We start from the raw sequence: 21,308 nt of genomic DNA on the forward strand, positions 1-21,308 counted from the left end.
TTTGTTTGATAAAAAAATAACTTCCCAATTGAAGGGAAGTTATTTTTATGTTTTTTTATAGAAACTATTCAAGTATAAGTTAGACAAAAGATTCGCGCTGGCGATCAGCCGCAAGAAACTTCCGACAAAACGTCACCCCATTCGTATGTAGATAAGTGCTGCCGTGCCATCGTTTAAACGACTAATTTATCAGGAAGTGGAATATCTGTCAAATCTTCTTGTCCTAAAACCTTTTCCGGATCCAATATAATAATCAGACGTTCGTCAATTTTGCCAATACTCTTAATATAATGATTCGCAAAACCGTTCACACAATTCGGTGGCATTTCTAAATTTTCATCATCCATCTTCACAATGTCTGTAACTTCATCCACAATCCATCCAGCAATCGAATCATAAATATTCAACATGATAAATTTGCTTTCATCTGACATCGCTTCATCTGGTAAATGAAATTTATTGCGCAAATTATATAAATACTTAATTTGTCCACGTAAATTTATAATGCCTTCAATCGTTTTTGGCATACCCGGCAATAATTGAATTTTAAATTTCTTTGCGCGTAAAATTCCGTTTACTGCCAAAACATCAATACCATATTCTTGATCATCTACAGCAAATACAACTAATTGTATACTAGCCAATATGGCTCCCTCCTTTACTTTTTTATTTTTCTGTGGACAGCACCGTGAGTTCATCCGTTAAACTGTTGATTTCCTCAACACTGGCTGTAACTTCTTCAATCGCTGCGGCTTGCTGTTCAATGGTTTCCGTTGTAGCATTCCCCATAACCACTGTTTTCTCTACCGACTCTTTAATAATGGTCGTAAGTTCTTTGATTCGACCCACCGTTTGTTTCGAATCATCCGATAATTTTCTGATTTCCTGAGCCACGACCCCAAAGCCCAGGCCTGCTTCACCGGCTCTAGCAGCTTCGATCGCTGCATTTAAACCTAAAAGCCTGGTTTCATCCGCAATATCTTTTATAAAATCCATCACTTCATCTATTTTTCCAGTAACTGTGTTTACATTTTTAATTTCGTTGTTTAAATTCGTTTGTGTATGGCTTACCGTAGATGCCGATGCTGCGAGTTCCTGCATGGTTGCCGATATTTGTCCGATCCCATCACTCAGTGTTTCAGATGCCGTCTGCAATTTCATTTTCTGATAAGCTTCGCGAGACATATTATTGGCTACAATAAAAAGTACATTGGCTGCAGCTTCAATCCGTTCCCTCGACAAGATCCGCACATCTTTAACCGCTTCAATAAAACCTTCTTCAGCAACACCTATTTCTTTCGCAACTTTCCGATATTTATCCTCAATTGGTTCTTCTGCCAAAACCTGCCCGCCTAGAATTGTTCCAATATGACGTCCCTCAAGCATAATTGGAGCCGCAAAATCTATTACACCAGCATGGCATTCATAAACAACAGGTTTACCAGTGCGAGCAGCTTCATCTCCACCTTTATGATGAGATTCCGCACAGCGCTTGTCACCACAATCCGTCGAATGGACAAAATCCATACAAAACCGTGTATAACTACTAGGATTTGTAACAGGCTTACCATCTGCATCAACGGTTACACTTGCTACCCCCACGCCTTTGGCAAAATCATCTTGAAATTGTTGCAGAAATCCAAGATCAATTACATCAGTCAATGTAATTTTATCTAAGTCTACCTCATGCCCAGCTTTTTCTTGATACTTACTCATTTCAATCTCTCCTTATAAATACAATGTTTTTTATTTTAAAGCATATGAATTATTAAGTCCTGAAAATCATATGCTATATTTTTTTAAGTCAACAGGTGTCAAGTCTCTTTTTAGTGTAATTCCTATTTTATTGGAAGTCAATAGCAATTCTATTATTCTTGGATTAGACTCTTTTTATATTATTTTTTTTGTATCATAGACTACATGGAGGTGAAACTAATTGAAACTAGGAGATCGCCTACGCCAAGTAAGAGAAGTTTCCAAGCTATCACAAATACAAGTAAAAGAACGCACAGGCATCAACAACAAAACATTATCTAATTATGAAAACAATGTTAGCTCTCCAGATCCTTATACCTTGAAAGTATTAGCGGATTTATATGTTGTAACAACAGATTGGTTGATTTGTGGACAACAACCTATTCCATACAAAATTCCGCCGGCTCTTATCTCGATATCGACTGAGGATTGGAATTTATTAAAAAAACTAAATAAACTATCTCCTAAAAAACGAAAAGCTATCGAAATATTAATATCCGACGACGATATGCTCGATACTTAAAGAGTGGGTTCTTTTATGTTAAGTTGCAACCACTTGACCAAAAGCTGAAGGAAGCACGCACAATACGCAGTGAGTGCTTCCTTCCTACTTTTGCACAAAAAAAGGTCACGAATCGTTTTCATAAACAATTCGTGACCTGGGGTTCTCCGTTTCACTTATTAAAAATATTGGATTGTATCTCTAAATCAAAAAATCAAATTCTAAACTTTTTAACTTCTGTTTGAAGACCAACGGCAAGCTGCGCTAACGCCTGACTAGCCGAGGCAATTTCTTCCATCGAGGCGGATTGCTGTTCGGTAGCGGCTGATACCGATTCCGTTTCACCAACAACATGTTTACTAAAGCCATCAATTTTTTGAACGGATACCACAATCTGTTGGCTGCTAGTCGCCATGTGTTCAATTGCTGTTGAAATTCCCTGTACTTTTCCGGTCACCTGATTCACTCGTTTGGCAATATCTTCGAAAGCTTGTCCAGATTCTGTAACAACTTCTGCACCGATTTTCACTTCATGGGTTCCAGTATTCATTGCCTGCACCGCATTTTCTGTTTCACCTTGGATTTGTCCGATGAGTTCTGCAATTTGTTTTGCCGCTTCTTGTGACTGTTCCGCAAGCTTACGCACTTCTTCGGCAACAACGGCAAACCCACGGCCTTGTTCCCCAGCTCGAGCTGCTTCAATGGCAGCATTCAGTGCCAGCAAATTGGTCTGTCCGGCAATTCCAGAAATCGTATCGACAATCTGACCAATTTCCTTGGACCGTTCACCTAGTTTGCTAACGACCTGTGCCGATGAAATAACCGTATTTTCGATCGATTTCATTTGCTTTACCGCTTTGCCGACTGCAATCGTTCCTTTTTTCGCCTGTTCTTCGGTTTGCAACACTTGATGTGTAACCTCATTCGCTCCAGCCGATATTTCTTCGATACCCGCAGATATCTGTTCTACGACCCCTGAAGTATCATCGGTTGCTTTCATTTGTTCTACTGCAACATTAGCCACGTCTGTAATAGAAACAGCAACCTGAGTTGAAGCCTGTGCCGACTGTTCCGCACTGGCTGTTAATTCTTCAGAAGAGGCCGCTAGCTGTTCAGCGGAAACATTGACATTTTTCATTAAGCGGCGAAGGCTATCCCGCATACTGGCTAAGGCATCGGCCAGCTGGCCAACTTCATCGCTGCGCACCAGCTTTCTAGGTTTATCGCGAAAATCACCATTTTCAAATTCTTTACAAACTGAGACCATGAACCCCAGTGGTTTTGTAATAACTTTACTGATATAAAATCCACTAAACCCAAGTAAAAGAAAAGCCAGAAAAAGAATTCCCCATGAAATTCGATTTGCCTCACTGGCACTATTTTCACTGTCCACTTTCATCTGCTCCGACAAATTCGAATAATAATCCGCAAAATCATCTAAACTTTTTGCGAAAGCAATAGAAGCCGGGTACACATCTTTTTCATATAAGGCATAGGCTTCCGCATTTTTATTTTGCAGTGCTAAATCAAGCACTTTGCTCCGTACATTACGAAAGTTAGCTGTTGCTGTTTTGATATTGGCAAACAACTCCTGTCCTTTCGCATCCATTTTCATTTTGTCCAATTGACCATACACAGTATTAGTATTACCAGCAATATCATCAATGGCTTTCTTTAACTCCTTATTTTTCGAATCATCTTCCGTAATCATTAATTCCAGGAGAGCTGTATTGGCCTTGGCAATATCGGTACGAATTCCATTAATTAATTTCACCGGCACTAAGCGGTCCTCATATAAAACCGTCAGATTTGTATTTGCTTTTTGCAAATAGACATATCCAACACCACCGACAACACCTACAATAACAAGCGCAATAATCACTAAAATTCCGATTTTTAAACTTACTTTAATATTATCTAAAAAGCTCATATACCTCACCCTTTCTCCTAATATATTATTTAAAATCTTACTTGATTCAATTGCGCATTATCCGACCATTTTACATCAATTATATCCCCAATTCACCATAAGTGCAATATTGTTAAAATTTTTTATTTCACAATAAGTGCCACACACCTTAAATTGAAGCTATCTATAATTTTATCTGAAGGGAGGAATGTAATGATGCGAACTAGTTATGACGATCGTTATCGTCAAATTGCCAAAAAAATAATTTATTATCGAAACCTCAAAGGATTTTCACAAGAAGCCTTCGCCGCTAAAATTGGTATCAGCAAAAGCTACTTAAGTAAAATCGAAGCACCTAACTCCACAAAAGCCTATTCATTGGACGTTTTATTCGCAATTGCTGATGGCTTAGAAATGGATATTGCCAGTTTTTTCATAAGTAATAAGTAAAGTACTACTCGTTAGTAAAAAAAGTATACGCTAGAATAGACGTTATCGTAAAATAGTTACATAAGAAAAAGGAGAGTTAACCGGCTCAAAGAATCCGGATAGCTGTCCTTTTTCTTGCGATAAGGACAAACGAATCCACTAAAGTCTAAACAAAATCCATCGTAAAAATATCAAAAATACAGAATCCCCCAGGCCGCAACAGCTGCATTTCTATTTGCATCAATAGCTGATATACCACCACCTTCTATACTAAAAAACTTATTTTGTTTTATATGCTGTAATATCATGGCAATGCAGTAAACAAACATCACGACCTTCCGTCCATTGTATCCTTGAAACGGCAGCCTTGAACCACAAGTTTCGTTTTGGCAAATAAACTTCCTGTGCAACATGATCCAGCGAATCGGTTAGAAAAAGCATTGGACAATAATCGCAGGGTCCATCTTCGCAGCTAATAAACTCGTAACAGCGCCCACCAATTTTATTTGCGCCAAAAAATTCAATTGCTTTTTTATTTAAAAACAGTGTTTCGTGAGATTTTTTATCGATAACATACACAAAGGAATCAATATTATCCAAAATTTCCAGAGTTTGTAAGTGTACAACCTGTAATTTATCCATTGCTCTTTTTTTAAGCAAAAAAGTACTTAAAATTTCTGCTGTAAAAGAAAGCGATTCAATTTCATCGCTTTTCCACATTCGGGCATATTCATTGTATTCAAAACCAATAAATCCAGCCGCAACACCGCCTTCTATCATTTGGCATTCGAGCAAAGCTCGCACGGGGGTACCTGCAAAATATTGTCGCAGTTCGTTTGGCAGCATTGCAATATTTACACAGCTAAAAATTCCGTTTTCATCAAAATATGGCTTAAATTTTTCAGCTGCTTCCTTCGGAATATCTTGTTGCTCCGCTTGTCTGGATTCAACATCATAATTGCACCATTCAAACGTATTCACATATCCGCCCACTGCCGTTCGTTCGAGAATAAACATTCGACTAATATCATACTTTTCACCAATCACCTCCAAGATTAAATTAATAGCCACATTTGCATCTTTCGTGTGATAGAGAATTTTAAAAACATATTCAATAACATTCTCATGAAAACTTTTTTTACGGCGTTTTGTACTATCCACTTTCTGTGTATCTATTCTTGCATTGTTATATGCCGCCTCTGGTAGTTTTTGATGATATAATGCATAATTATTTTTCCCATGTTCTTTTACATAATAAAGGGCATGGTCTGCTTTATTGAATAAATCTGTAAAGAAAGTACCATGATCCGGACAAAGGGCAATGCCAATACTCGCTGAAACCGCATAAGTCTCTCCATTACTGGAGTACGTCCGCTTTAAATATTTCAACAGCTCCTGCGCTTTTTGCTCGATAAGTTCCAGTTTACTGATATTCTTAATCAAGACGATAAACTCATCGCCGCCAATTCGTCCCACAATATCCGTCTCACGAAATGTTTTTTCAATACGCTGCGCCAAGTCAGCAATCACCGCATCCCCAAACAAATGGCCAAAATGATCATTTACTTCTTTGAAACCATCAATATCAATAATAAATAATGCCTGTTTTTTATCCGGCAGACAACTATTTTCAAGATATTCAGTAATCAGCGTGTTGGTTGTCATTTTATTATAAAGTCCCGTCAATAAATCTTTTTGCGCCTGATAACGCAGCAGCTCAAATTCTTTTTTCTCCTCATCAATATTTGTCATCATGCCTAACAGCCGATCAGGGTGTACATCATCAATATACCGTAAAATCAAACGCAGCCTAAACCAAATATACTCTTGGTCTTTATTTTTGAGCCGCATTTCAAATTTTAGATAATTTTGTGTAAATGACAAGTTATTGGGGCCGTTTTTTATTTTATTTACATATTCAAGCAATACATCCTTATCATCAGGATGCATAAAAAAGATTTTTTCTATGTTTTGGCTAAAATTTTCCATAATCGGTTCATGTCCAAAGTTAAGTTTCCAATTCGCTGCAGCAAAAAAACAATCTGGATGGATTTCCCACTCAAACATAACCGCTTCACTAAGTTCAGCTAAAATCCGATAACTATCCACATCAAATTGCCGTAAACGCGTCATATTCTCACTTTTTCCTTCCTTAATAAATTTCATTTTAAAAACCCACTAAAAAAGGCACTTCTATAAATAATACAGATTATGCCTTAAAATTTTTATTTACATGAAATACTCACTTCAATTGTTAGCATTCTACCAAAACTTATCCAAATATGTCATATTATTATGAATTGTCTTTCATGTTTGATTTATACAACCTGATATAATAAGAAATTATTCTTAAATTGTAATTTCTCCATCAATAGAAAATTTCCTTTATCCTAATTTTAAACAAAAAAATAATGCCAGACTCTTTAAGAATCCAACATCATCGATAAATAGGATCATAAAAGGATTGTCTCCCTTGCCATACGAGGGCTTACCGGCATCGGATACGCAGCCGTATATCCGACCCGCAATAAAAGCTGCAATTCATGTTTCATTCCCAATTTCTCAGCTGCGACTTGCTTAAAAGTCTCTTCCTCAATTAGCTGATTCATCGGATGAATCGCAATCTTATGCTCCCGCAAGGTAAGCCAGATTCGTTCTAGTTTACGTCCGACATTAATAAGCCCTTGTCTTGATGTCGCACTTGTAATTAAAAGCCAACCACCTCCGGCAGCGGTTTGTTCTTTTATTTTTTCAATCGTCGCTTGCCGAAAATCATGTCCAAGCACAGATTTATCCGTATAAAAATTTTTCACATACCACCTGGAAACCCCCTCAATTTCCATCGTTTCAGCAGTTAGTCCATTGCGAAATTTCATAACATCACGATTTGACCAGCGAATCCATTGTGCCAGTTCGATCTGTGCAGCTTCTTTATAAGTCTGTGTTTTGTTAGCCTCTACTGTCATTGCAGCTAAATACTGCCCCTCCGCGGATTGCTGGGAAAAATAAAACCAAGTCTCTTTCTGTTCACCGACCAAAAGATCGATGTCTTCCGGTGACAACAATGTTGGCAGCATGTTATTGCGCAGCGTACGACGCATTTCAATACGGCTGCAATCCGTGGTGTAAGGTATGGTCCCTTTGCAAAACGTAATATCAATGACCGCCTGGTTCTTAGAGTTCTCTGGTACAAGTTGTGATTTTACCGCATATCCGTACTGCTGTGCAGCTAAAATAAGATTCTCTAAAAAAGCGCCCAGTGAAATCAGCATTTCTCGATTACCGGGATCAATCACAGGCAGCCATCTCGACTCTGCTGTTCCCAAAATCCAATGGTTTTCTGTTAGAATTTTCACCGTCCAAGGCTGCGCATTATGACCACTCGGTGCTAAGGCTGCAAAGTATAAAATAGCGGCATGATCCGCATCAAGTCCTTCCACACCTTGAGTCAGCCCCTGACGTCCCAGGGTTTTTAGCTCATTTAATGAACGAAACAGCATTGTTCCACCGCCTGCTGTGAGTAACATCAATCCACTCCGAATAAGAAAACTTCGCCGATTCATGCTTCATTCCTCCATAAAAAAAGTCATTCTTTAGGGGCTGAACGTAGTTGATTGACTTTGTCACCAACGATGACAGACGCATTTTGAACGGCTTTCTGAACAGTTACTTTTTTACCAACTCCGGTATATGGTATCCATGTTGTATTTTGATCTGTACCAGTCACAATCTCTCGCATGAGATATTTTTGATTATCCCGATCATATAAACGGATTTTCAAGGTTGCTTGAGAGCGAAGTTGTTTGTAGCATATAATATCTTTAAAATCAGATTTTGTTGGCAAAATTTCTACAAATAAAATTTGCTTAACATTTTTTTGCACTGCCAGTGTTTGTAGATCGGCTTGCTCTAAATTTGCTGTATCCACTGATTCAGCAAGAACCAGCCCCGGTATTTGACCTTGCAGCTGCTTATAAACCAGATCTGTGAGCTCCGTACCATAATTTTCTTGTGACAAATCACCGATCACGAGCAAAACCTGTTGTTCAATATTGGGGGATGTGACCGCAGACCCTGCGAGCACTACTGGATTTGCCGTAACAAAAAGCAGCAACACAACTGCTGCAAAAATAAAAGCTTTTATATGCTTCATAAAAATCCTCATTTCATTAATTTAGTTTTATAAAACTAACCATCGATATATATAAAACCCGCTGGATGCGGGCAGTATTGTTACTGTGTTATTTTGTGCAGCAATTTAACAAATTGTGTTTTTTCAACCTCGGTCAAACTTTGTATAACTTGACCGGCAAACTGATAATATCCCTGATCTTCAATTTCAATCAAACGTTTGCCTTTTTCTGATAAACTAACATGGACAACGCGTAAATCACTTTGTGATGCAGTTTTTTCCAAAAAGCCACGCTGCAGAAGTTTATTCACAGCAACCGTTACCGTTGATTTTTGTACACCAAATATTTCAGCAAGTTCAGTAATCGTCGGGGTTATGCACTTTTTTATAGCATGAAGGTAATGCAGCTGTGTTATGGACAAGTTAAATAATTCCTTGCCATCTGGTACTTGCTCTTTATGTTTCCTCATACATAAACGCATTTCATCAGATAAAATGTTAATCGCCTTGACGATAAGATCTTCCGTTGCCATATTCAAATTCCTCTTTCAGTAATTAGTTTCATATAACTAATTATATAGTTATTGAAAAATTTGTCAAGCAAAAAAGATCGAATAAAATCGTTGTTGGAATGTAAATTTTTTACACTTCATTTACAATAAATAAAAGATAAAATTTTACAATAAAAATTTATCTTTTATTTATACTAGTGAAGGTGTATAATGTGATTCATACAAAAAAATTAATGGCTTAGTTCTTATTGTAAGAAGCGGAGGAACCAAAACTTTTGGGGTTAATTCTATTCAAGGAATAGAAAGGATGTTTTTCTCTTATCATCCTACCCGTCAGCTAACTTCGTCGGCCAAAATTAGGGTTACAAGACCACCCATGGTCTTTTTTTTGTGCATTTTTTATCAGATTGACAATCCAAAATGCTATGCGTTTTTTTATAAATATATTTTTATATATTAACTGGAGGTTGACACAAACTATGATGCGTTTGCTTAGGCGATTATTAATCGGCAGGCCGTTGCACAATCAAGAAATTTCAAATGAAAAACTTTCAAATTGGAAGGCCCTAGCTATTTTTTCTTCGGATGCGCTCTCTTCGGTCGCTTATGGACCAGAGCAAATTATGATCATCCTAGCTGTTCCAGGGCTTTTAGCATACGGCTACTTAAGCCATGTTGCGATAGCAATTTTACTATTATTAGCAATTGTAACGATTTCTTATGTTCAAGTAGGTAAAGCGAATCCTGGCGGCGGCGGTTCTTATGCAGTAGCCATTGAAAATCTGGGTGAATTCCCAGCATTAACGGCTGCAGCTGCCCTATTTGCCGATTATACACTCACGGTAGCAGTTAGTGTTTCAGCAGGCACAGCCGCCATCATTTCAGCGTTTCCTGATTTATTGCAATATGAAGTAAGCATTGATTTACTGATCTTATTTTTAGTTCTCATGCTCGTTAATTTACGAGGTATACGCGAATCTTCATCTGCTTTCGTTTTTCCAACCTACGCTTTTATTTTTGGTATTTTAGCTTTGATTGCAACTGGTATTTACCAAGCTGTTACACAACAAGCACCAATTATTCCAACTGAATCACTCGAACGCAATTTTGACTGGAGTATGGTCTTATTATTATCGAGAGCTTTCGCCAACGGCTGTAGCTCCATGACAGGTGTCGAAGCTATTTCAAACGGTGTTCCTATGTTTAAAGAACCTGCAGTTAAAAATGCAACCAAAACAACATTTTGTATGTCGGGCCTGCTTGGCTTTATGTTCATTGGTATTTCGTTTTTAATCATGCATTTTCATATTTTACCACTGTCCGATGCTACTTCTTTATCAAAAATAGCAGAATTAACCTTCGGTCGCAGCTGGTTTTATTATTATATCCAAATCACTACAATGTTAGTGCTTTATTTAGCCGCGAACACATCCTTCAATGGACTCCCGCCGCTGTTGTCTATCTTAGCCCGTGATGGCTATATGCCGCGTTATCTTGGTGAACGAGGTGAACGGCTTAGTTTTTCGAACGGGATTGTCTTATTAAGTATCGCTGCTGGTGTTTTGATTTTCATTTACCAGGGAAATACGGATCATTTGATTTCTCTATACGCGATTGGTGTCTTTTTATCTTTTACCATTGCCCAAACAGGGATGATTATCCATTGGCGCCGCGTCAAAGGATCATATTGGATGCTGCGTGCCTCAATCAATACCGTTGGTGCTATCGTAACCGGTATTGTTGTCTTAATTATCGGCATCAGTAAATTCACCCATGGAGCCTGGATGGTTCTCATTTTTATCCCAGTGATGATTTTTATTTTCAAAAAAATCAAAGGTCATTATAATAATATGGCTGAACAACTCCATCTGCCAATCGAAGATATGAACCCTGCTTTTACAACAGAAATACAAGGCGGACAAAATATCGTCATCGTTCCAATTTCTAGTCCAACCAGTGTAATCGCGGAAACCTTAAAATATGCAAAATCCATCGGCGATGATGTCATGGCTGTTCATATTGCTACCAATGAAGAAATTGGTAAAAAGGTACAAGAAAAATGGAATTGCTGGAATCCAGGTATTAAATTGGTCACAATTTATTCACCATACCGCCTCGTTGTGCAGCCGCTGATTGATTTTATTGAAGAACTCTCCAACGAAAAAGGTCCGAATGACTATATAACCATTTTGATTCCAGAATTTGAAACGAGAAAATGGTGGCATCGACTTTTGCATAATCAAACTGGTTTGATTTTACGAACACTGCTCATTTTAAAGAAAAATGTTATTGTCTCAACGATACCATTTCATCTAAAAAAATAAAATTTCACATAAAAAGAGGGCTGTCGCATGAAGTGGTTTTTCACTTCTGTGCCAGCTCTCTTTTTTGATTACAAAAACTACTTGAAGTTATCCCAAATATTGGAGAATAAAAAAAGACGCACGAAAACATCCCATCTTTTACTGGGTTTTTCGTACGTCTTTTCTTTTAGGCTGCGTTATTTACAGGGAATAGATACTGTCCTGATCTGCCTGACTGTATTTTATGATGAAGCTTTCCTATATTATGCGCTATTGCCATCAACATGCTTTCTACTAATGCACTTATTTTTCCTCGTCCAAGAAAACGCCTCAAGTGATACATCTTAATTCCTTTCTCATACATCACATGGATACTAAAATTCCCTTCAACCTGCTCGATAAAAACAGGAATCTTATTCATAAGCTTTTGCATATTCTTTGTTACAAATTTTTTCCAAACGAATTTATATTTGTTTGCGGAGACCTCAATCTTTGTTCCATCGATGAAGATATTCTCGAGGGAAGCCTCGCTCAAATTGGCTCAGCGACTGTCCATCTGAGCAAAAATTTCTTTTACACAAGAGGATAGATGAATGGAACGGAATCTGGCGACGGTCGCATAATCTGGTGCATGCTTACCTTCAAGAAGAAACATGAAATTGATGTCTCGTCTACAGGTCTGCTCTATTTTGCAGGAACTGCGAATACAGTTCCTGTAAGCATAGATAAGGATTTCAAACATCTGCCGTGGCATCGCCGATAATATGTATGGTAAAGCTCTGATAAATCCATCCCTTCAACAAAGTAACGAAGCAGGCTGGCTGGGTCATCCTTTGAAATCTGAAATTCAATATTTAGTGGAAGATGCAATTGATAAGAACTCCCAGAAGTCGTATAATCTGTTTGTGTAAGTTTTGGTTTTTTTCATACTTTAATTTTACACGTACTCTCAGACGATTAAAAACCTTAGAGTTCTTTTTTTGCAAAAAAAAGCTACCAGGGGTTTTTGTAACGTGCGACAGCCTCACAAATTTAAAACATTTATATTTTAAAATGCTTAACAGCATTCTGCAAATTTTGCGCCATTTCGGCTAGTTCCCGACTTGAATCTGCAATTTCATGCATAGATGCAGATTGTTCCTCTGTCGAAGCAGAAACAGTTCCCGCTTCTGAAGAAACTTTTTTACTCATTTCGTCTATTTTACTAACTGCAGACATAATTTCTTCCGTTCCTTGCGAAAGCTCTATAATTATTTTCCCCATAGTTCCTGACTCCGCAGCAACCTTTGTTACCATTTCCACAATATCATTAAAAGTTTTTCCTGCATTACTGACCGCCTTTGTCCCGCCTTGCACCTGTTCCTGCCCTTTTTGCATTGCGTTTACTGCATTTTGCGCTTCTTGTTGAATATTACCTATCAGTTTAGCAATTTCACCGGCAGCTTCCTGCGATTGTTCCGCCAGCTTACGAACCTCTTCCGCTACAACTGAAAAACCACGACCATGCTCACCGGCACGAGCCGCTTCAATCGCCGCATTTAAAGCCAGCAAATTTGTTTGTGAGGCAATATTACCAATCGTATCAACAATCGTACCGATCTTCTTTGATTCCTCTCCCAGACCGGCTATAACTTCAGCAGATGCGCCCACAGAGGATTCAATCATTTTCATTTGTTGTACTGCTGCTACTATATCCGTACTGCCACGACTGGCCGCATCACTTGTCAAACGAATTTTACTACCGGACTCATCAATCGTGCACTTAAACTGCTGCATACGACCTGAAAGCTCTTGTGTTCGATTATTGGCTTGCTCAACCGACTTAAACTGCTCATTACATGAACCAGCAACATTTACAATGGAATTTGCCACCTGCCCACTGACTGCCGAAGACTCTTCTGCGCTGGAAGTCAGTTCTTCGGAAGAAGCTGCAACATATTCCGCCGATTCCGAAATCTGCTTCATCAGATCTCGAATATTTGTTCGAAGCTTTTGCAATGCACGACTCATCGTGCCGATTTCATCTTGTCTATGCGTCAGATCTGTATTCACAGAAATACTAAAATCTCCTGTTGACAGTAACTCCATTTTATCTGTGACAAACTTAATCGGTGCTGCAGTTTTCTTTCCTATATATATAGCAAACGCCGTAAAAAATCCTAACAAAACAACCAATGCCACGAAAACCTGTAATAAGCTTTTTTTCAGCATCTGATCTGCTTTGGCCTGTTTAACTGCCATTTTTGTGTTAATATCATCAATATATATCCCCGTACTTACTACCCATTGATATGGTTCAAAAGCTGCACTATATATACGCTTTGGCAGTACTTCTGTCTGGTTCGGCTTTGGGAACATGACATCCGTATACCCACCAGTTTCCTTACGCCCATTCTGCAACAATTCTTTCACAAAAAGCTTTCCATCTGGTGTGACCGAATTAATACGGGACTGTCCTTCAATTTTATTACCAAGCAAAACTACACTGGTTCCGTCATAAGTATCAACAAAAAAATAGCCGGCAGTATCATCATACCGCATTTCACGCACTAGATCCGCTGCTTCTTTTTTTGCCTGTTCTGCAGTAAGTAAGCCGGTCTGCTGCTTTTTATAAACCCCTTTAATCAGGCTAATTGCTGACTCGGTTTCAATTTTTAATTCGCGTTCGACAGTAGCATAAAGCTCTTCCTTATAGTCAGCTAATTGACGTTGATTTTCCTGTATCATGTTATATACAAAAAAGCCACTCAATATAATCGTTGTCATAACCGTTACACCAAGAATTATACAAATAAATCGTGCTTTCATAGAATGCAGCATATCGATTCCTCCTAAAATATTTTGCCAGTTTTTTTAACAAAAACGAATTCCAGCAAAATTTACCAATACTATTATATTTTACCCTGAAAACCATCCCTATTGTCCTTATCGTCTCTATATAATCATAACTGGGAAAGTGCCATTTTCAAAAAGAAACAGCGCTACTGTTATAGAAAGTAAATCTGCCGTACCTCCCGGACTAATACGTTTTTGTATACAATATTCATCTAAAACTTTTAATTCTCTGCACCCGGCCTCAGAAAATACACCTCCTTTTAGAAGAATTTCTTGTGCTTTTTCTTGTACATTTTTCAGTTCTTTAAAATTTGTTCGCCAAACTATATTAGAGTCTTCAACAACTGTCATAAGAGAAAGCAGCACCTGTACCAATGCATCATTGATACAAGCACCCCGTGAAAAAGCATCATACAGAGCAGGAAGCCCTAAATGACGTACACTGGGAAAACCTTGTTCCACCTCACCACGAATACCCGTAATTTTATATTTTTTAAAAAGTTGTTCTCCTGCTGTTAAATTATTATTTTTATTCAAACATTTCAGTTCTTTGTATACCAAGCCCGCAGTCATTTTTTTGACAGTATTGCAAAGTTTTCGGACCGATACTTTCGCAGGTGATGCATCTGCCAAAAACCCACCTGCTGCTGACAAAATCCCACCAGCAAACAAAATTCCACGCTGAGTATTAACACCCTTAGTACTGGCCAACAGCCTTTGTTCAGCTCCTTGTCCCCATATACGCACTTGTTCAAACAAGGCTTTTTCATCTTTCGCAAAATCACGGCCAATGTCAAAAAGCTGATAAAACGTTTTTGATACAATAACAGAACTCATCATAAATGTAATAAGACTCATATCTTTATGCGAACCATTCGCACAACGTGTAACCAACCCTGGTTTTGGATAAGCCGAAACTTCCAACAAAATTGCTTGTGACAAATATTCACTGAGCTGCATTAACGAATTCATATGTCCTCCATAAACTTCTAAAAGGCAGGCAGTAAACTACTCCTGCCTGCCTGAAAATCCATATATTGATTACCCCATAACGGCATTTAATGCCAAATACAAAATTGATGGACACAATAAGCAGCCCATACCAGTATAAAATGTTGCCGTCATTGCAGCATACGGAACCAGTTTTGGATCTACCGCGGCCATACCGGCTGCAGTGCCTGACGTCGTCCCCATAAGACCACCATACATCATAGCAGCTTGCGGATTACGCAAACCAAGCAGATCTGCAACTAAAGGCGTTGCAATCATAACTGTTACAGACTTAACAACACCCGCAGCAATTGAAATAGCTACTACTTCTGAAGATGCTCCTAATGCCGCTCCGGTGACCGGACCTACAACAAAAGTAACAACACCTGCGCCAATTGTAGCCATACTGACAACATCATGATAACCCCACATATATGCAAAGGCAATACCGACAACAAACGAAGTAATAATTCCTATAAATAGCGACAAAACACCTGCAATGCCGCACTTTTTAATTTCACGAAGATCTGCTCCGAAAGCCGTTGATACAATGGCAAAATCACGTAGCATACCTCCGCCCATAAAACCAACACCCGCAAACATAGGAATACTTGCAAATCCCTTATGCCCACCGGTAAGACTTCCTCCAATATAAGCGAGAACTAATCCGGCAAAAATAGCTACCGCCGAGCCATGAATCCGGCCTTTAGTAATACCTGCTAATTTGTAAGCGATAAACGTTACAACCCCAACAACAATAAAAGCACCAATAAGCCCATTGGAAACAAACATTTTCGAAAACATAGCTGCTAAATCCATATAATTCAACTCCTCGTATCTGGCTAATAATAAAGGAATATTTAGAAAAATTCTTTATATTCCAAAATCACTCATCCTTTTATCTTTATTTTTTCAAACTATCTATTTATAATTTGCACCTTAACCTTTTGATCCCATTTTTACAAGAACCGGAACAAAGGCAAAAGCAATTGCCGTACCAAGAAGCCCGCTAAGAATCGCCAGTGGACCACTGCTCAAAGCAGCAACAACATCTTGAATCGAACTCATAGCAACGACAATAGGGATATACATTGCGCTCCAAAACGAAATACCACTTTGCGATTTTTCATTTAACCAGCCTTTGTCAATTCCGCGATTAGCCAAAATAATCAAAAAGAACATAGCGAAGCCAACACCGCCAACATTTGCCTTAACATTAAGAAGTACCCCTAAAACATCACCTAAAAACACTCCCGCAAACATACAACCTGCCAACAATGCCACACCATAAATTGCCATATAAAACACCGCCTTAGTACAATTTTTAATTATCGCATAAACTTCAATTTGTGTGATACAACGAAGCTTATTCCCATAATAGCAATATTGCGGATGAAGCCCTGTAAAAACAACTTTATCAGGCACCACCCGCTATTATTATTGCTTTGAAAAATCTTATTCTACGATAGCGACAACAGCACCAGCTGAAACACGGTCACCCGGTTGTACCTTATATTCCTTGACAACACCAGCAACCGGACTCGGAATAACTTGTCTCATCTTCATAGCTTCCATAATAATAAGAATATCTTTTACGGCTACCTGATCTCCTACCTGCTTTTCAAAACGAACAATTTTCCCTGGTACACGTGATTTGATTTCCATAAATAAACTCTCTCCTTTTTTTATACTTCAATAATATATTTTATTCCACGATAGCGACAACAGCACCAGCTGAAACACGATCACCCGGCTGTACCTTATATTCCTTAACAACACCAGCAACCGGACTCGGAATAACTTGTCTCATCTTCATAGCTTCCATAATAATAAGAATATCTTTTACTATTACCTGATCTCCTACCTGCTTTTCAAAACGAACAATTTTTCCTGGTACACGTGATTTGATTTCCATAAATAAACTCTCTCCTTTTTAATTTATTAAGCAGAGGATTTCTTCTCTTTTTAATAGCACAACATCTTGCAGACTTTTTCCCAATACAGTCCTTGTCTCCATAAACAGCTCTGCTGCTTTAACACCATACCCATTGGGCAGACTTATTTCTAAATCCAACGAAACCGCATATATACGACTAATAGCCTGTAATTGATCATAAATTTTCTTTATATGAAAAAAAGAACAAGCATTCATCAGCAAATCAAGATCTGAGTCCTTATCCGTATAAGGACTACCTGTAAATATTTCTAATCCGGCAGATCCTAAAACTCCCAAAGACAAACTCTGTGCTGCTGCCCACGCATTAATATCCGCTAATGCACTCATACACTTGTTTCGTGGTATAAAAGGCATACGTAAAATTTTTTCAGGGCAGACAACGTCCTCTACTTCTGTCATATAAACTGCAGCAGCAATGCGCAGCCGCTGCCCGCAATATTTTGTACACGGAACAAACCCAACCGGCAGCAAACTTCTGTCTTTCGAAGACTCTTCACGCCGGGCTATCCCCGGAATACTATATTTAGTATTAAAAAATAATTCTTTGCCAAAGTCTCTTTGATTCAATGGACATGCAGACAAATATTGTTTACCAATTCTCTGCCGTTCCTTATTCGAAATAACAATAAAATCATGTCTATTTATAAATTTTAACTTTGTTTCGTCCATATAGGATCCGCCTTACCATTTTGTTGGTATTCGATCTGCGCCTGTACAAGATCATCAAATAATTTTGTTTGCTGTGGTCCTTGAATTGTAATACGTTCTACCTGCCCTGATAACATCTGTCCTGAAGTAATCTCTAAAACAGTACTTGCAGCATTCGTTTCCACCCGAGGATCAATAATAATTACCCGACCCTTAATCCGCAAAATACTTTTTGCTACCCGATGAATTGTTTCCTTTGCTGAAAGCGTTGTAGCTTTTACAACAACCGTCGAAGCAATAAATTTACGTGCCCGGCGATATGTAATAATTTTCCCTTTACGATTGCAAATATGCCCACTCTTTGAAACAGGAAATGCATCTCCTGTAGGCATTCCTCCCACAAACAGTTCAAAAAATTTTTGACCTTTTTCTTCCACTGGACACGCCAGTTTTAAATCATTTCTAAGAGGAATACCATCTATAGAAATCCAGCCAAATTCCTGACACCCATATAAATCATGTACTTTTGCCTGTAACACTTCTTCGGCCACAGGCAGCAGATCAAGATCCATTGGGGTTCCTGCTGCAAGTAGTATCATATGCTTAGGAAGTTCTGTTGCAATCCCCATATTTTTTGCATCTTCCAGTGATGCTCGTAAAAAAGACGACTCACCAACCACTACATCAGGTTTTTCATCATAGAGTGCTGCTAAAAAAGCATCCCGGCTGGAACGGTACAAAAAGGACCACTTTAAACCATATTCATTAAAAGCCTGACCGCTAAAAACATTTACCAAAGGTGGATATGTTACCAGCACCTTATCACCTGCTCGGACTCCGGCATGCTGCAAAGCAGCTTTTGATGCCTTAATACGTTCAGGTAGTTCAGAAAAAGTCACGCCTACAATATTTTGAAAAGCAGTAGTACCTGTAGTAAATGTTACATAAGCCAGATTAAGCGGCGTATGTATTTCTTCAATAACATGAGCAGAAGTAGGTCCCTGAATTCCTTTATCTACTAAAGTCCTACGCGGCATTTCTTCAAATGCCGGTGTCGAACCAAACTCCCGTACCAGCTTGCTTATTTCATCGAATCGTTCTGACATACGCCTCTCCTTTTTTTATGCATTAATATACTGATCAGCTACAGTTTCAAACTCACCATCCATTTTCCCCATTGCTTTCAGACGAACAATACGACCGCCTCGTTCTTCACCAAGAAGACCGCGGCCCCAAGGACCAAGACGATCAAATTTTCCGGCAGCCTTAATTGCATATACTTCATTAATATGTTTCGAAATAATTTCCCGCATATCATCTACTGTATTAATTACTTCTTCTACACCACCAAGCTTATAGAAGAAATCTACGCCTGCGGCAAAAACCGGATTACTTGTCGACAGCGCCTCCAGCTTTTCAATATCCATTTTTGTAATACGTGAAATACTGGTAATAGGCATAACATGAATCATTGTCCCATAATCTTTGGACAGCGCCAAAATATGATCTGCCTGTAATCCATGACACAAAAATGCACCACTAATTGCGCGACCAATAACACAGGCAATAATCGGATGTCCGGCTTTGCGAGCTTCTGCAAGTGCCAGCTGATATCCGCCCGTAGCCTTATTCATTCCGGCAATTTCTTCCATTTTTCCCGGTCCGTTACCCGGAGTATCAACAATCAAAACAATTGGTCTTTTTTCTGCCATAGGCTTATCTTTATCGGCTTCCATGCTTTTATAAACAGTCATCGCCATTTTATAAGCTTCTTCCATGCCAATAATACCACCAAATACAACAGGGAAACGATCATTAAACGCCTGTGCATCATTGGCGATAACTGTAATGCAACGGCCTTGCAGTTTAGCCGTTCCAACGGCTGCACATGGTCCATATTCCGGATCAAAAGAATAGTCTCCTACTGAATTTTCCTGAAAAGTTTTCGGATCAATAATCATCCCGATTGCATCACGACCACGGCCTATCATTGTATTGTCAAATTCATCCATTTTTTCATCCTCCTCTTATCCGCGAACTCTACGCTTAGCGACTTGCAAAAACTCCCGTATTGACAATTCTGGCAAAATTTCCGGCTTTGCATTGCCATAGTATTTCCACATATCCATTGCATCCTTAGGCTGCATATCACCAACAAGCTTAACGATATCCATTTGCTCTTCAATCAGTTTTACCGAACCGATACGTCGCATACCTTCAATTTCATCTAATGTTTTGTCTGCAACTTCAGCCAAAGCCAGATAAAAAGCTTCAATTGTATCTTCGACCAAATAGTTACAGTCCTGCATAATATATTTTTGTTTAGCACCTGTTGTACGATAAACCAGTGCTTTATCTGAAGCATCAAACTCTTCCTTACCCATTTCCTGCTCAATAACTTCAGGACCCGTAAGACCGATACGCCCCTGCTCGTTCATTATAATAACATCCGTAGCAGCAGCCACAAACCCCATGCCGCCAAAACAGCCGACTTTACTACCGACAACACAGACTACCGGCAGCTTACGACGACAATCCTGAAAAGCATCCATTACTTCAGCATGAGCCAAAAGACCAGCATTTGCTTCATGAAGACGTACACCACCCGTTTCAAATGAAATAACTACCATTGGCCGGCGTTGTTCATATTCATCCGGATGTTTTTTCTTGATACGGACAGCAACTTTTTCCGCCAAACGGATTGTCCCTACCATTTTACCGCCGTTTACTTCACCAATAGAACCACCTATAAACTTACCTTCCATTGAGATAACAAATACCGGATGTTTTCCAATGCGGCCAACTCCAGTTACCATGCCATCATCAAACTCAACAGCCGTTCCCAGAACCGGAAGATGGGGACTTGTAAAACGATCATGCGGTCCCAACAGTTCGGTAAAGCTGTCTTCATCTACCATGCCAACAGCTCGTTCACGGGCAGTTGCATTAAAAAAGCTGGCACCAGATAACTCTTTCCAACTCTTCATTATTTTTCAGCTCCCTTTTCATTTGCCTCAGCAAGTGCCTGGCGCAGTCTCATATAAACTACGATTGGCGTTGCATTATCATCATTAATCTCAATACTGACATTTCCTACATGACAATCCGAAACAAACTTTTGCAGCATCTTCTGCCATACAGTATCAAACCCAATAACCGGGGTAACAACCTTCACTTTTACTTTTCCAGCCAGATCCTTTTTTTCCATAAGAACTTCCAAATCACCGGATCCGGTAACACCCAAATGAGACCACTCTTTTTCAATCGTCTTTGGGGCAGCATCCTGAAACTCAAATTCTAAAGTTTGTAAAGCCACTTAAATCTCCTCCTTATTTA

At 38.9% G+C, this 21,308-nt stretch carries 23 protein-coding genes and 1 riboswitch; of the genes, 3 read left to right on the forward strand and 20 right to left on the reverse strand.

Annotated elements, in window-relative coordinates; all coding sequences use genetic code 11:
- Positions 1-173: 173 nt before the first annotated feature.
- Complete coding sequence (locus tag BMY14_RS15110; protein WP_091833546.1) at positions 174-644, reverse strand: chemotaxis protein CheW; 471 nt, start codon at positions 642-644, stop codon at positions 174-176.
- 22 nt (positions 645-666) lie between these two features.
- Positions 667-1,716: a PocR ligand-binding domain-containing protein gene (locus BMY14_RS15115; RefSeq protein WP_091833549.1), complete on the reverse strand. Its 1,050-nt coding sequence runs from the start codon at positions 1,714-1,716 to the stop codon at positions 667-669.
- 220 nt (positions 1,717-1,936) lie between these two features.
- Here BMY14_RS15115 and BMY14_RS15120 point away from each other — a divergent pair, with 220 nt between their 5' ends.
- Positions 1,937-2,278, forward strand: coding sequence for a helix-turn-helix domain-containing protein (locus tag BMY14_RS15120; protein WP_091833552.1), 342 nt, complete (start codon positions 1,937-1,939; stop codon positions 2,276-2,278).
- A gap of 193 nt (positions 2,279-2,471) precedes the next feature.
- Here BMY14_RS15120 and BMY14_RS15125 read toward each other — a convergent pair whose 3' ends face one another.
- A complete protein-coding gene (locus BMY14_RS15125; RefSeq protein ID WP_091833555.1) occupies positions 2,472-4,187 on the reverse strand; it encodes a methyl-accepting chemotaxis protein in 1,716 nt (571 codons plus the stop codon).
- A 195-nt stretch (positions 4,188-4,382) separates the two neighbouring features.
- On the opposite strand from BMY14_RS15125, the gene BMY14_RS15130 reads away from it, so the two are divergent.
- The gene (locus BMY14_RS15130) at positions 4,383-4,616 is read left to right on the forward strand and encodes a helix-turn-helix domain-containing protein (protein WP_091833558.1); all 234 of its coding nucleotides are present in this window, start codon (positions 4,383-4,385) and stop codon (positions 4,614-4,616) included.
- Positions 4,617-4,874: 258 nt separating this feature from the next.
- Here the strand turns inward: BMY14_RS15130 and BMY14_RS15135 are convergent, their stop codons facing one another.
- The 4 genes from BMY14_RS15135 to BMY14_RS15150 form a co-directional block, all read right to left on the reverse strand.
- Positions 4,875-6,761 (reverse strand): sensor domain-containing diguanylate cyclase, encoded by a 1,887-nt coding sequence (locus BMY14_RS15135; protein ID WP_091833561.1) that lies wholly within the window; start codon positions 6,759-6,761, stop codon positions 4,875-4,877.
- Positions 6,762-7,048: 287 nt separating this feature from the next.
- Positions 7,049-8,158: an Acg family FMN-binding oxidoreductase gene (locus tag BMY14_RS15140; protein WP_091833564.1), complete on the reverse strand. Its 1,110-nt coding sequence runs from the start codon at positions 8,156-8,158 to the stop codon at positions 7,049-7,051.
- A 23-nt stretch (positions 8,159-8,181) separates the two neighbouring features.
- The gene (locus tag BMY14_RS15145; RefSeq protein WP_091833567.1) at positions 8,182-8,748 is read right to left on the reverse strand and encodes a hypothetical protein; all 567 of its coding nucleotides are present in this window, start codon (positions 8,746-8,748) and stop codon (positions 8,182-8,184) included.
- Between the two features lie 80 nt (positions 8,749-8,828).
- Positions 8,829-9,260, reverse strand: coding sequence for a MarR family winged helix-turn-helix transcriptional regulator (locus BMY14_RS15150; protein WP_091833570.1), 432 nt, complete (start codon positions 9,258-9,260; stop codon positions 8,829-8,831).
- A 204-nt stretch (positions 9,261-9,464) separates the two neighbouring features.
- Positions 9,465-9,606: riboswitch (cyclic di-AMP (ydaO/yuaA leader) on the forward strand.
- A gap of 112 nt (positions 9,607-9,718) precedes the next feature.
- On the opposite strand from BMY14_RS15150, the gene BMY14_RS15155 reads away from it, so the two are divergent.
- Complete coding sequence (locus BMY14_RS15155) at positions 9,719-11,563, forward strand: APC family permease (protein WP_091833573.1); 1,845 nt, start codon at positions 9,719-9,721, stop codon at positions 11,561-11,563.
- 166 nt (positions 11,564-11,729) lie between these two features.
- Here BMY14_RS15155 and BMY14_RS20640 read toward each other — a convergent pair whose 3' ends face one another.
- The 13 genes from BMY14_RS20640 to mdcC all read right to left on the reverse strand — a co-directional run bounded on the left by BMY14_RS20640 (position 11,730) and on the right by mdcC (position 21,288).
- Positions 11,730-11,975, reverse strand: a complete 246-nt coding sequence (locus BMY14_RS20640) for a hypothetical protein (protein WP_177177621.1) — start codon at positions 11,973-11,975, stop codon at positions 11,730-11,732.
- A gap of 108 nt (positions 11,976-12,083) precedes the next feature.
- The gene (locus tag BMY14_RS15165) at positions 12,084-12,296 is read right to left on the reverse strand and encodes a transposase (protein WP_091833577.1); all 213 of its coding nucleotides are present in this window, start codon (positions 12,294-12,296) and stop codon (positions 12,084-12,086) included.
- A 287-nt stretch (positions 12,297-12,583) separates the two neighbouring features.
- Positions 12,584-14,362 (reverse strand): methyl-accepting chemotaxis protein, encoded by a 1,779-nt coding sequence (locus BMY14_RS15170; protein ID WP_091833579.1) that lies wholly within the window; start codon positions 14,360-14,362, stop codon positions 12,584-12,586.
- 114 nt (positions 14,363-14,476) lie between these two features.
- Positions 14,477-15,349 carry a triphosphoribosyl-dephospho-CoA synthase gene (locus BMY14_RS15175; RefSeq protein ID WP_091833582.1) on the reverse strand — a complete coding sequence of 291 codons (873 nt, stop codon included), beginning with the start codon at positions 15,347-15,349 and terminating at the stop codon, positions 14,477-14,479.
- A gap of 69 nt (positions 15,350-15,418) precedes the next feature.
- Complete coding sequence (gene madM / locus BMY14_RS15180) at positions 15,419-16,186, reverse strand: malonate transporter subunit MadM (RefSeq protein WP_091833585.1); 768 nt, start codon at positions 16,184-16,186, stop codon at positions 15,419-15,421.
- A gap of 120 nt (positions 16,187-16,306) precedes the next feature.
- Positions 16,307-16,666 carry a malonate transporter subunit MadL gene (madL, locus tag BMY14_RS15185; protein ID WP_091833587.1) on the reverse strand — a complete coding sequence of 120 codons (360 nt, stop codon included), beginning with the start codon at positions 16,664-16,666 and terminating at the stop codon, positions 16,307-16,309.
- Positions 16,667-16,822: 156 nt separating this feature from the next.
- Positions 16,823-17,032: an acyl-CoA carboxylase biotin carboxyl carrier protein subunit gene (locus tag BMY14_RS15190; RefSeq protein WP_091833589.1), complete on the reverse strand. Its 210-nt coding sequence runs from the start codon at positions 17,030-17,032 to the stop codon at positions 16,823-16,825.
- 40 nt (positions 17,033-17,072) lie between these two features.
- Positions 17,073-17,282, reverse strand: a complete 210-nt coding sequence (locus BMY14_RS15195) for an acyl-CoA carboxylase biotin carboxyl carrier protein subunit (RefSeq protein ID WP_091833592.1) — start codon at positions 17,280-17,282, stop codon at positions 17,073-17,075.
- A gap of 18 nt (positions 17,283-17,300) precedes the next feature.
- Positions 17,301-17,993: a malonate decarboxylase holo-[acyl-carrier-protein] synthase gene (gene mdcG / locus BMY14_RS15200; protein WP_091833594.1), complete on the reverse strand. Its 693-nt coding sequence runs from the start codon at positions 17,991-17,993 to the stop codon at positions 17,301-17,303.
- Positions 17,975-19,078 carry an AMP-binding protein gene (locus BMY14_RS15205; protein WP_091833597.1) on the reverse strand — a complete coding sequence of 368 codons (1,104 nt, stop codon included), beginning with the start codon at positions 19,076-19,078 and terminating at the stop codon, positions 17,975-17,977. Before BMY14_RS15205 ends, mdcG begins: the two co-directional genes overlap by 19 nt.
- A gap of 15 nt (positions 19,079-19,093) precedes the next feature.
- The gene (gene mdcE, locus BMY14_RS15210; RefSeq protein ID WP_091833600.1) at positions 19,094-19,984 is read right to left on the reverse strand and encodes a biotin-independent malonate decarboxylase subunit gamma; all 891 of its coding nucleotides are present in this window, start codon (positions 19,982-19,984) and stop codon (positions 19,094-19,096) included.
- A 15-nt stretch (positions 19,985-19,999) separates the two neighbouring features.
- The gene (locus BMY14_RS15215; protein WP_091833602.1) at positions 20,000-20,959 is read right to left on the reverse strand and encodes a biotin-independent malonate decarboxylase subunit beta; all 960 of its coding nucleotides are present in this window, start codon (positions 20,957-20,959) and stop codon (positions 20,000-20,002) included.
- Positions 20,959-21,288: a malonate decarboxylase acyl carrier protein gene (mdcC, locus tag BMY14_RS15220; RefSeq protein WP_091833605.1), complete on the reverse strand. Its 330-nt coding sequence runs from the start codon at positions 21,286-21,288 to the stop codon at positions 20,959-20,961. The genes BMY14_RS15215 and mdcC overlap by 1 nt, the downstream gene beginning before the upstream one ends.
- Positions 21,289-21,308: the final 20 nt, after the last annotated feature.

Source organism: Propionispira arboris (genome assembly GCF_900109225.1).
Classification (GTDB): Bacteria; Bacillota; Negativicutes; order Selenomonadales; family Selenomonadaceae; genus Propionispira; species Propionispira arboris.

Excerpts from the sequence above, each read along its gene's own strand:
- BMY14_RS15130 (WP_091833558.1), top strand. The coding sequence starts at position 4,383 with ATGCGAACTAGTTATGACGATCGTTATCGTCAAATTGCCAAAAAAATA.
- BMY14_RS15150 (WP_091833570.1), bottom strand. The coding sequence starts at position 9,260 with ATGGCAACGGAAGATCTTATCGTCAAGGCGATTAACATTTTATCTGAT.
- BMY14_RS15190 (WP_091833589.1), bottom strand. The coding sequence starts at position 17,032 with ATGGAAATCAAATCACGTGTACCAGGGAAAATTGTTCGTTTTGAAAAG.
- BMY14_RS15170 (WP_091833579.1), bottom strand. The coding sequence starts at position 14,362 with ATGCTGCATTCTATGAAAGCACGATTTATTTGTATAATTCTTGGTGTA.
- mdcG (WP_091833594.1), bottom strand. The coding sequence starts at position 17,993 with ATGGACGAAACAAAGTTAAAATTTATAAATAGACATGATTTTATTGTT.
- BMY14_RS15165 (WP_091833577.1), bottom strand. The coding sequence starts at position 12,296 with ATGCCACGGCAGATGTTTGAAATCCTTATCTATGCTTACAGGAACTGT.
- mdcE (WP_091833600.1), bottom strand. The coding sequence starts at position 19,984 with ATGGATGAATTTGACAATACAATGATAGGCCGTGGTCGTGATGCAATC.
- BMY14_RS15140 (WP_091833564.1), bottom strand. The coding sequence starts at position 8,158 with ATGAATCGGCGAAGTTTTCTTATTCGGAGTGGATTGATGTTACTCACA.
- BMY14_RS15115 (WP_091833549.1), bottom strand. The coding sequence starts at position 1,716 with ATGAGTAAGTATCAAGAAAAAGCTGGGCATGAGGTAGACTTAGATAAA.
- BMY14_RS15155 (WP_091833573.1), top strand. The coding sequence starts at position 9,719 with ATGATGCGTTTGCTTAGGCGATTATTAATCGGCAGGCCGTTGCACAAT.
- madL (WP_091833587.1), bottom strand. The coding sequence starts at position 16,666 with ATGGCAATTTATGGTGTGGCATTGTTGGCAGGTTGTATGTTTGCGGGA.
- BMY14_RS15215 (WP_091833602.1), bottom strand. The coding sequence starts at position 20,959 with ATGAAGAGTTGGAAAGAGTTATCTGGTGCCAGCTTTTTTAATGCAACT.
- BMY14_RS15175 (WP_091833582.1), bottom strand. The coding sequence starts at position 15,349 with ATGAATTCGTTAATGCAGCTCAGTGAATATTTGTCACAAGCAATTTTG.
- BMY14_RS15125 (WP_091833555.1), bottom strand. The coding sequence starts at position 4,187 with ATGAGCTTTTTAGATAATATTAAAGTAAGTTTAAAAATCGGAATTTTA.
- BMY14_RS15145 (WP_091833567.1), bottom strand. The coding sequence starts at position 8,748 with ATGAAGCATATAAAAGCTTTTATTTTTGCAGCAGTTGTGTTGCTGCTT.
- madM (WP_091833585.1), bottom strand. The coding sequence starts at position 16,186 with ATGGATTTAGCAGCTATGTTTTCGAAAATGTTTGTTTCCAATGGGCTT.
- BMY14_RS15195 (WP_091833592.1), bottom strand. The coding sequence starts at position 17,282 with ATGGAAATCAAATCACGTGTACCAGGAAAAATTGTTCGTTTTGAAAAG.
- BMY14_RS15135 (WP_091833561.1), bottom strand. The coding sequence starts at position 6,761 with ATGAAATTTATTAAGGAAGGAAAAAGTGAGAATATGACGCGTTTACGG.
- BMY14_RS15205 (WP_091833597.1), bottom strand. The coding sequence starts at position 19,078 with ATGTCAGAACGATTCGATGAAATAAGCAAGCTGGTACGGGAGTTTGGT.
- BMY14_RS20640 (WP_177177621.1), bottom strand. The coding sequence starts at position 11,975 with ATGCAAAAGCTTATGAATAAGATTCCTGTTTTTATCGAGCAGGTTGAA.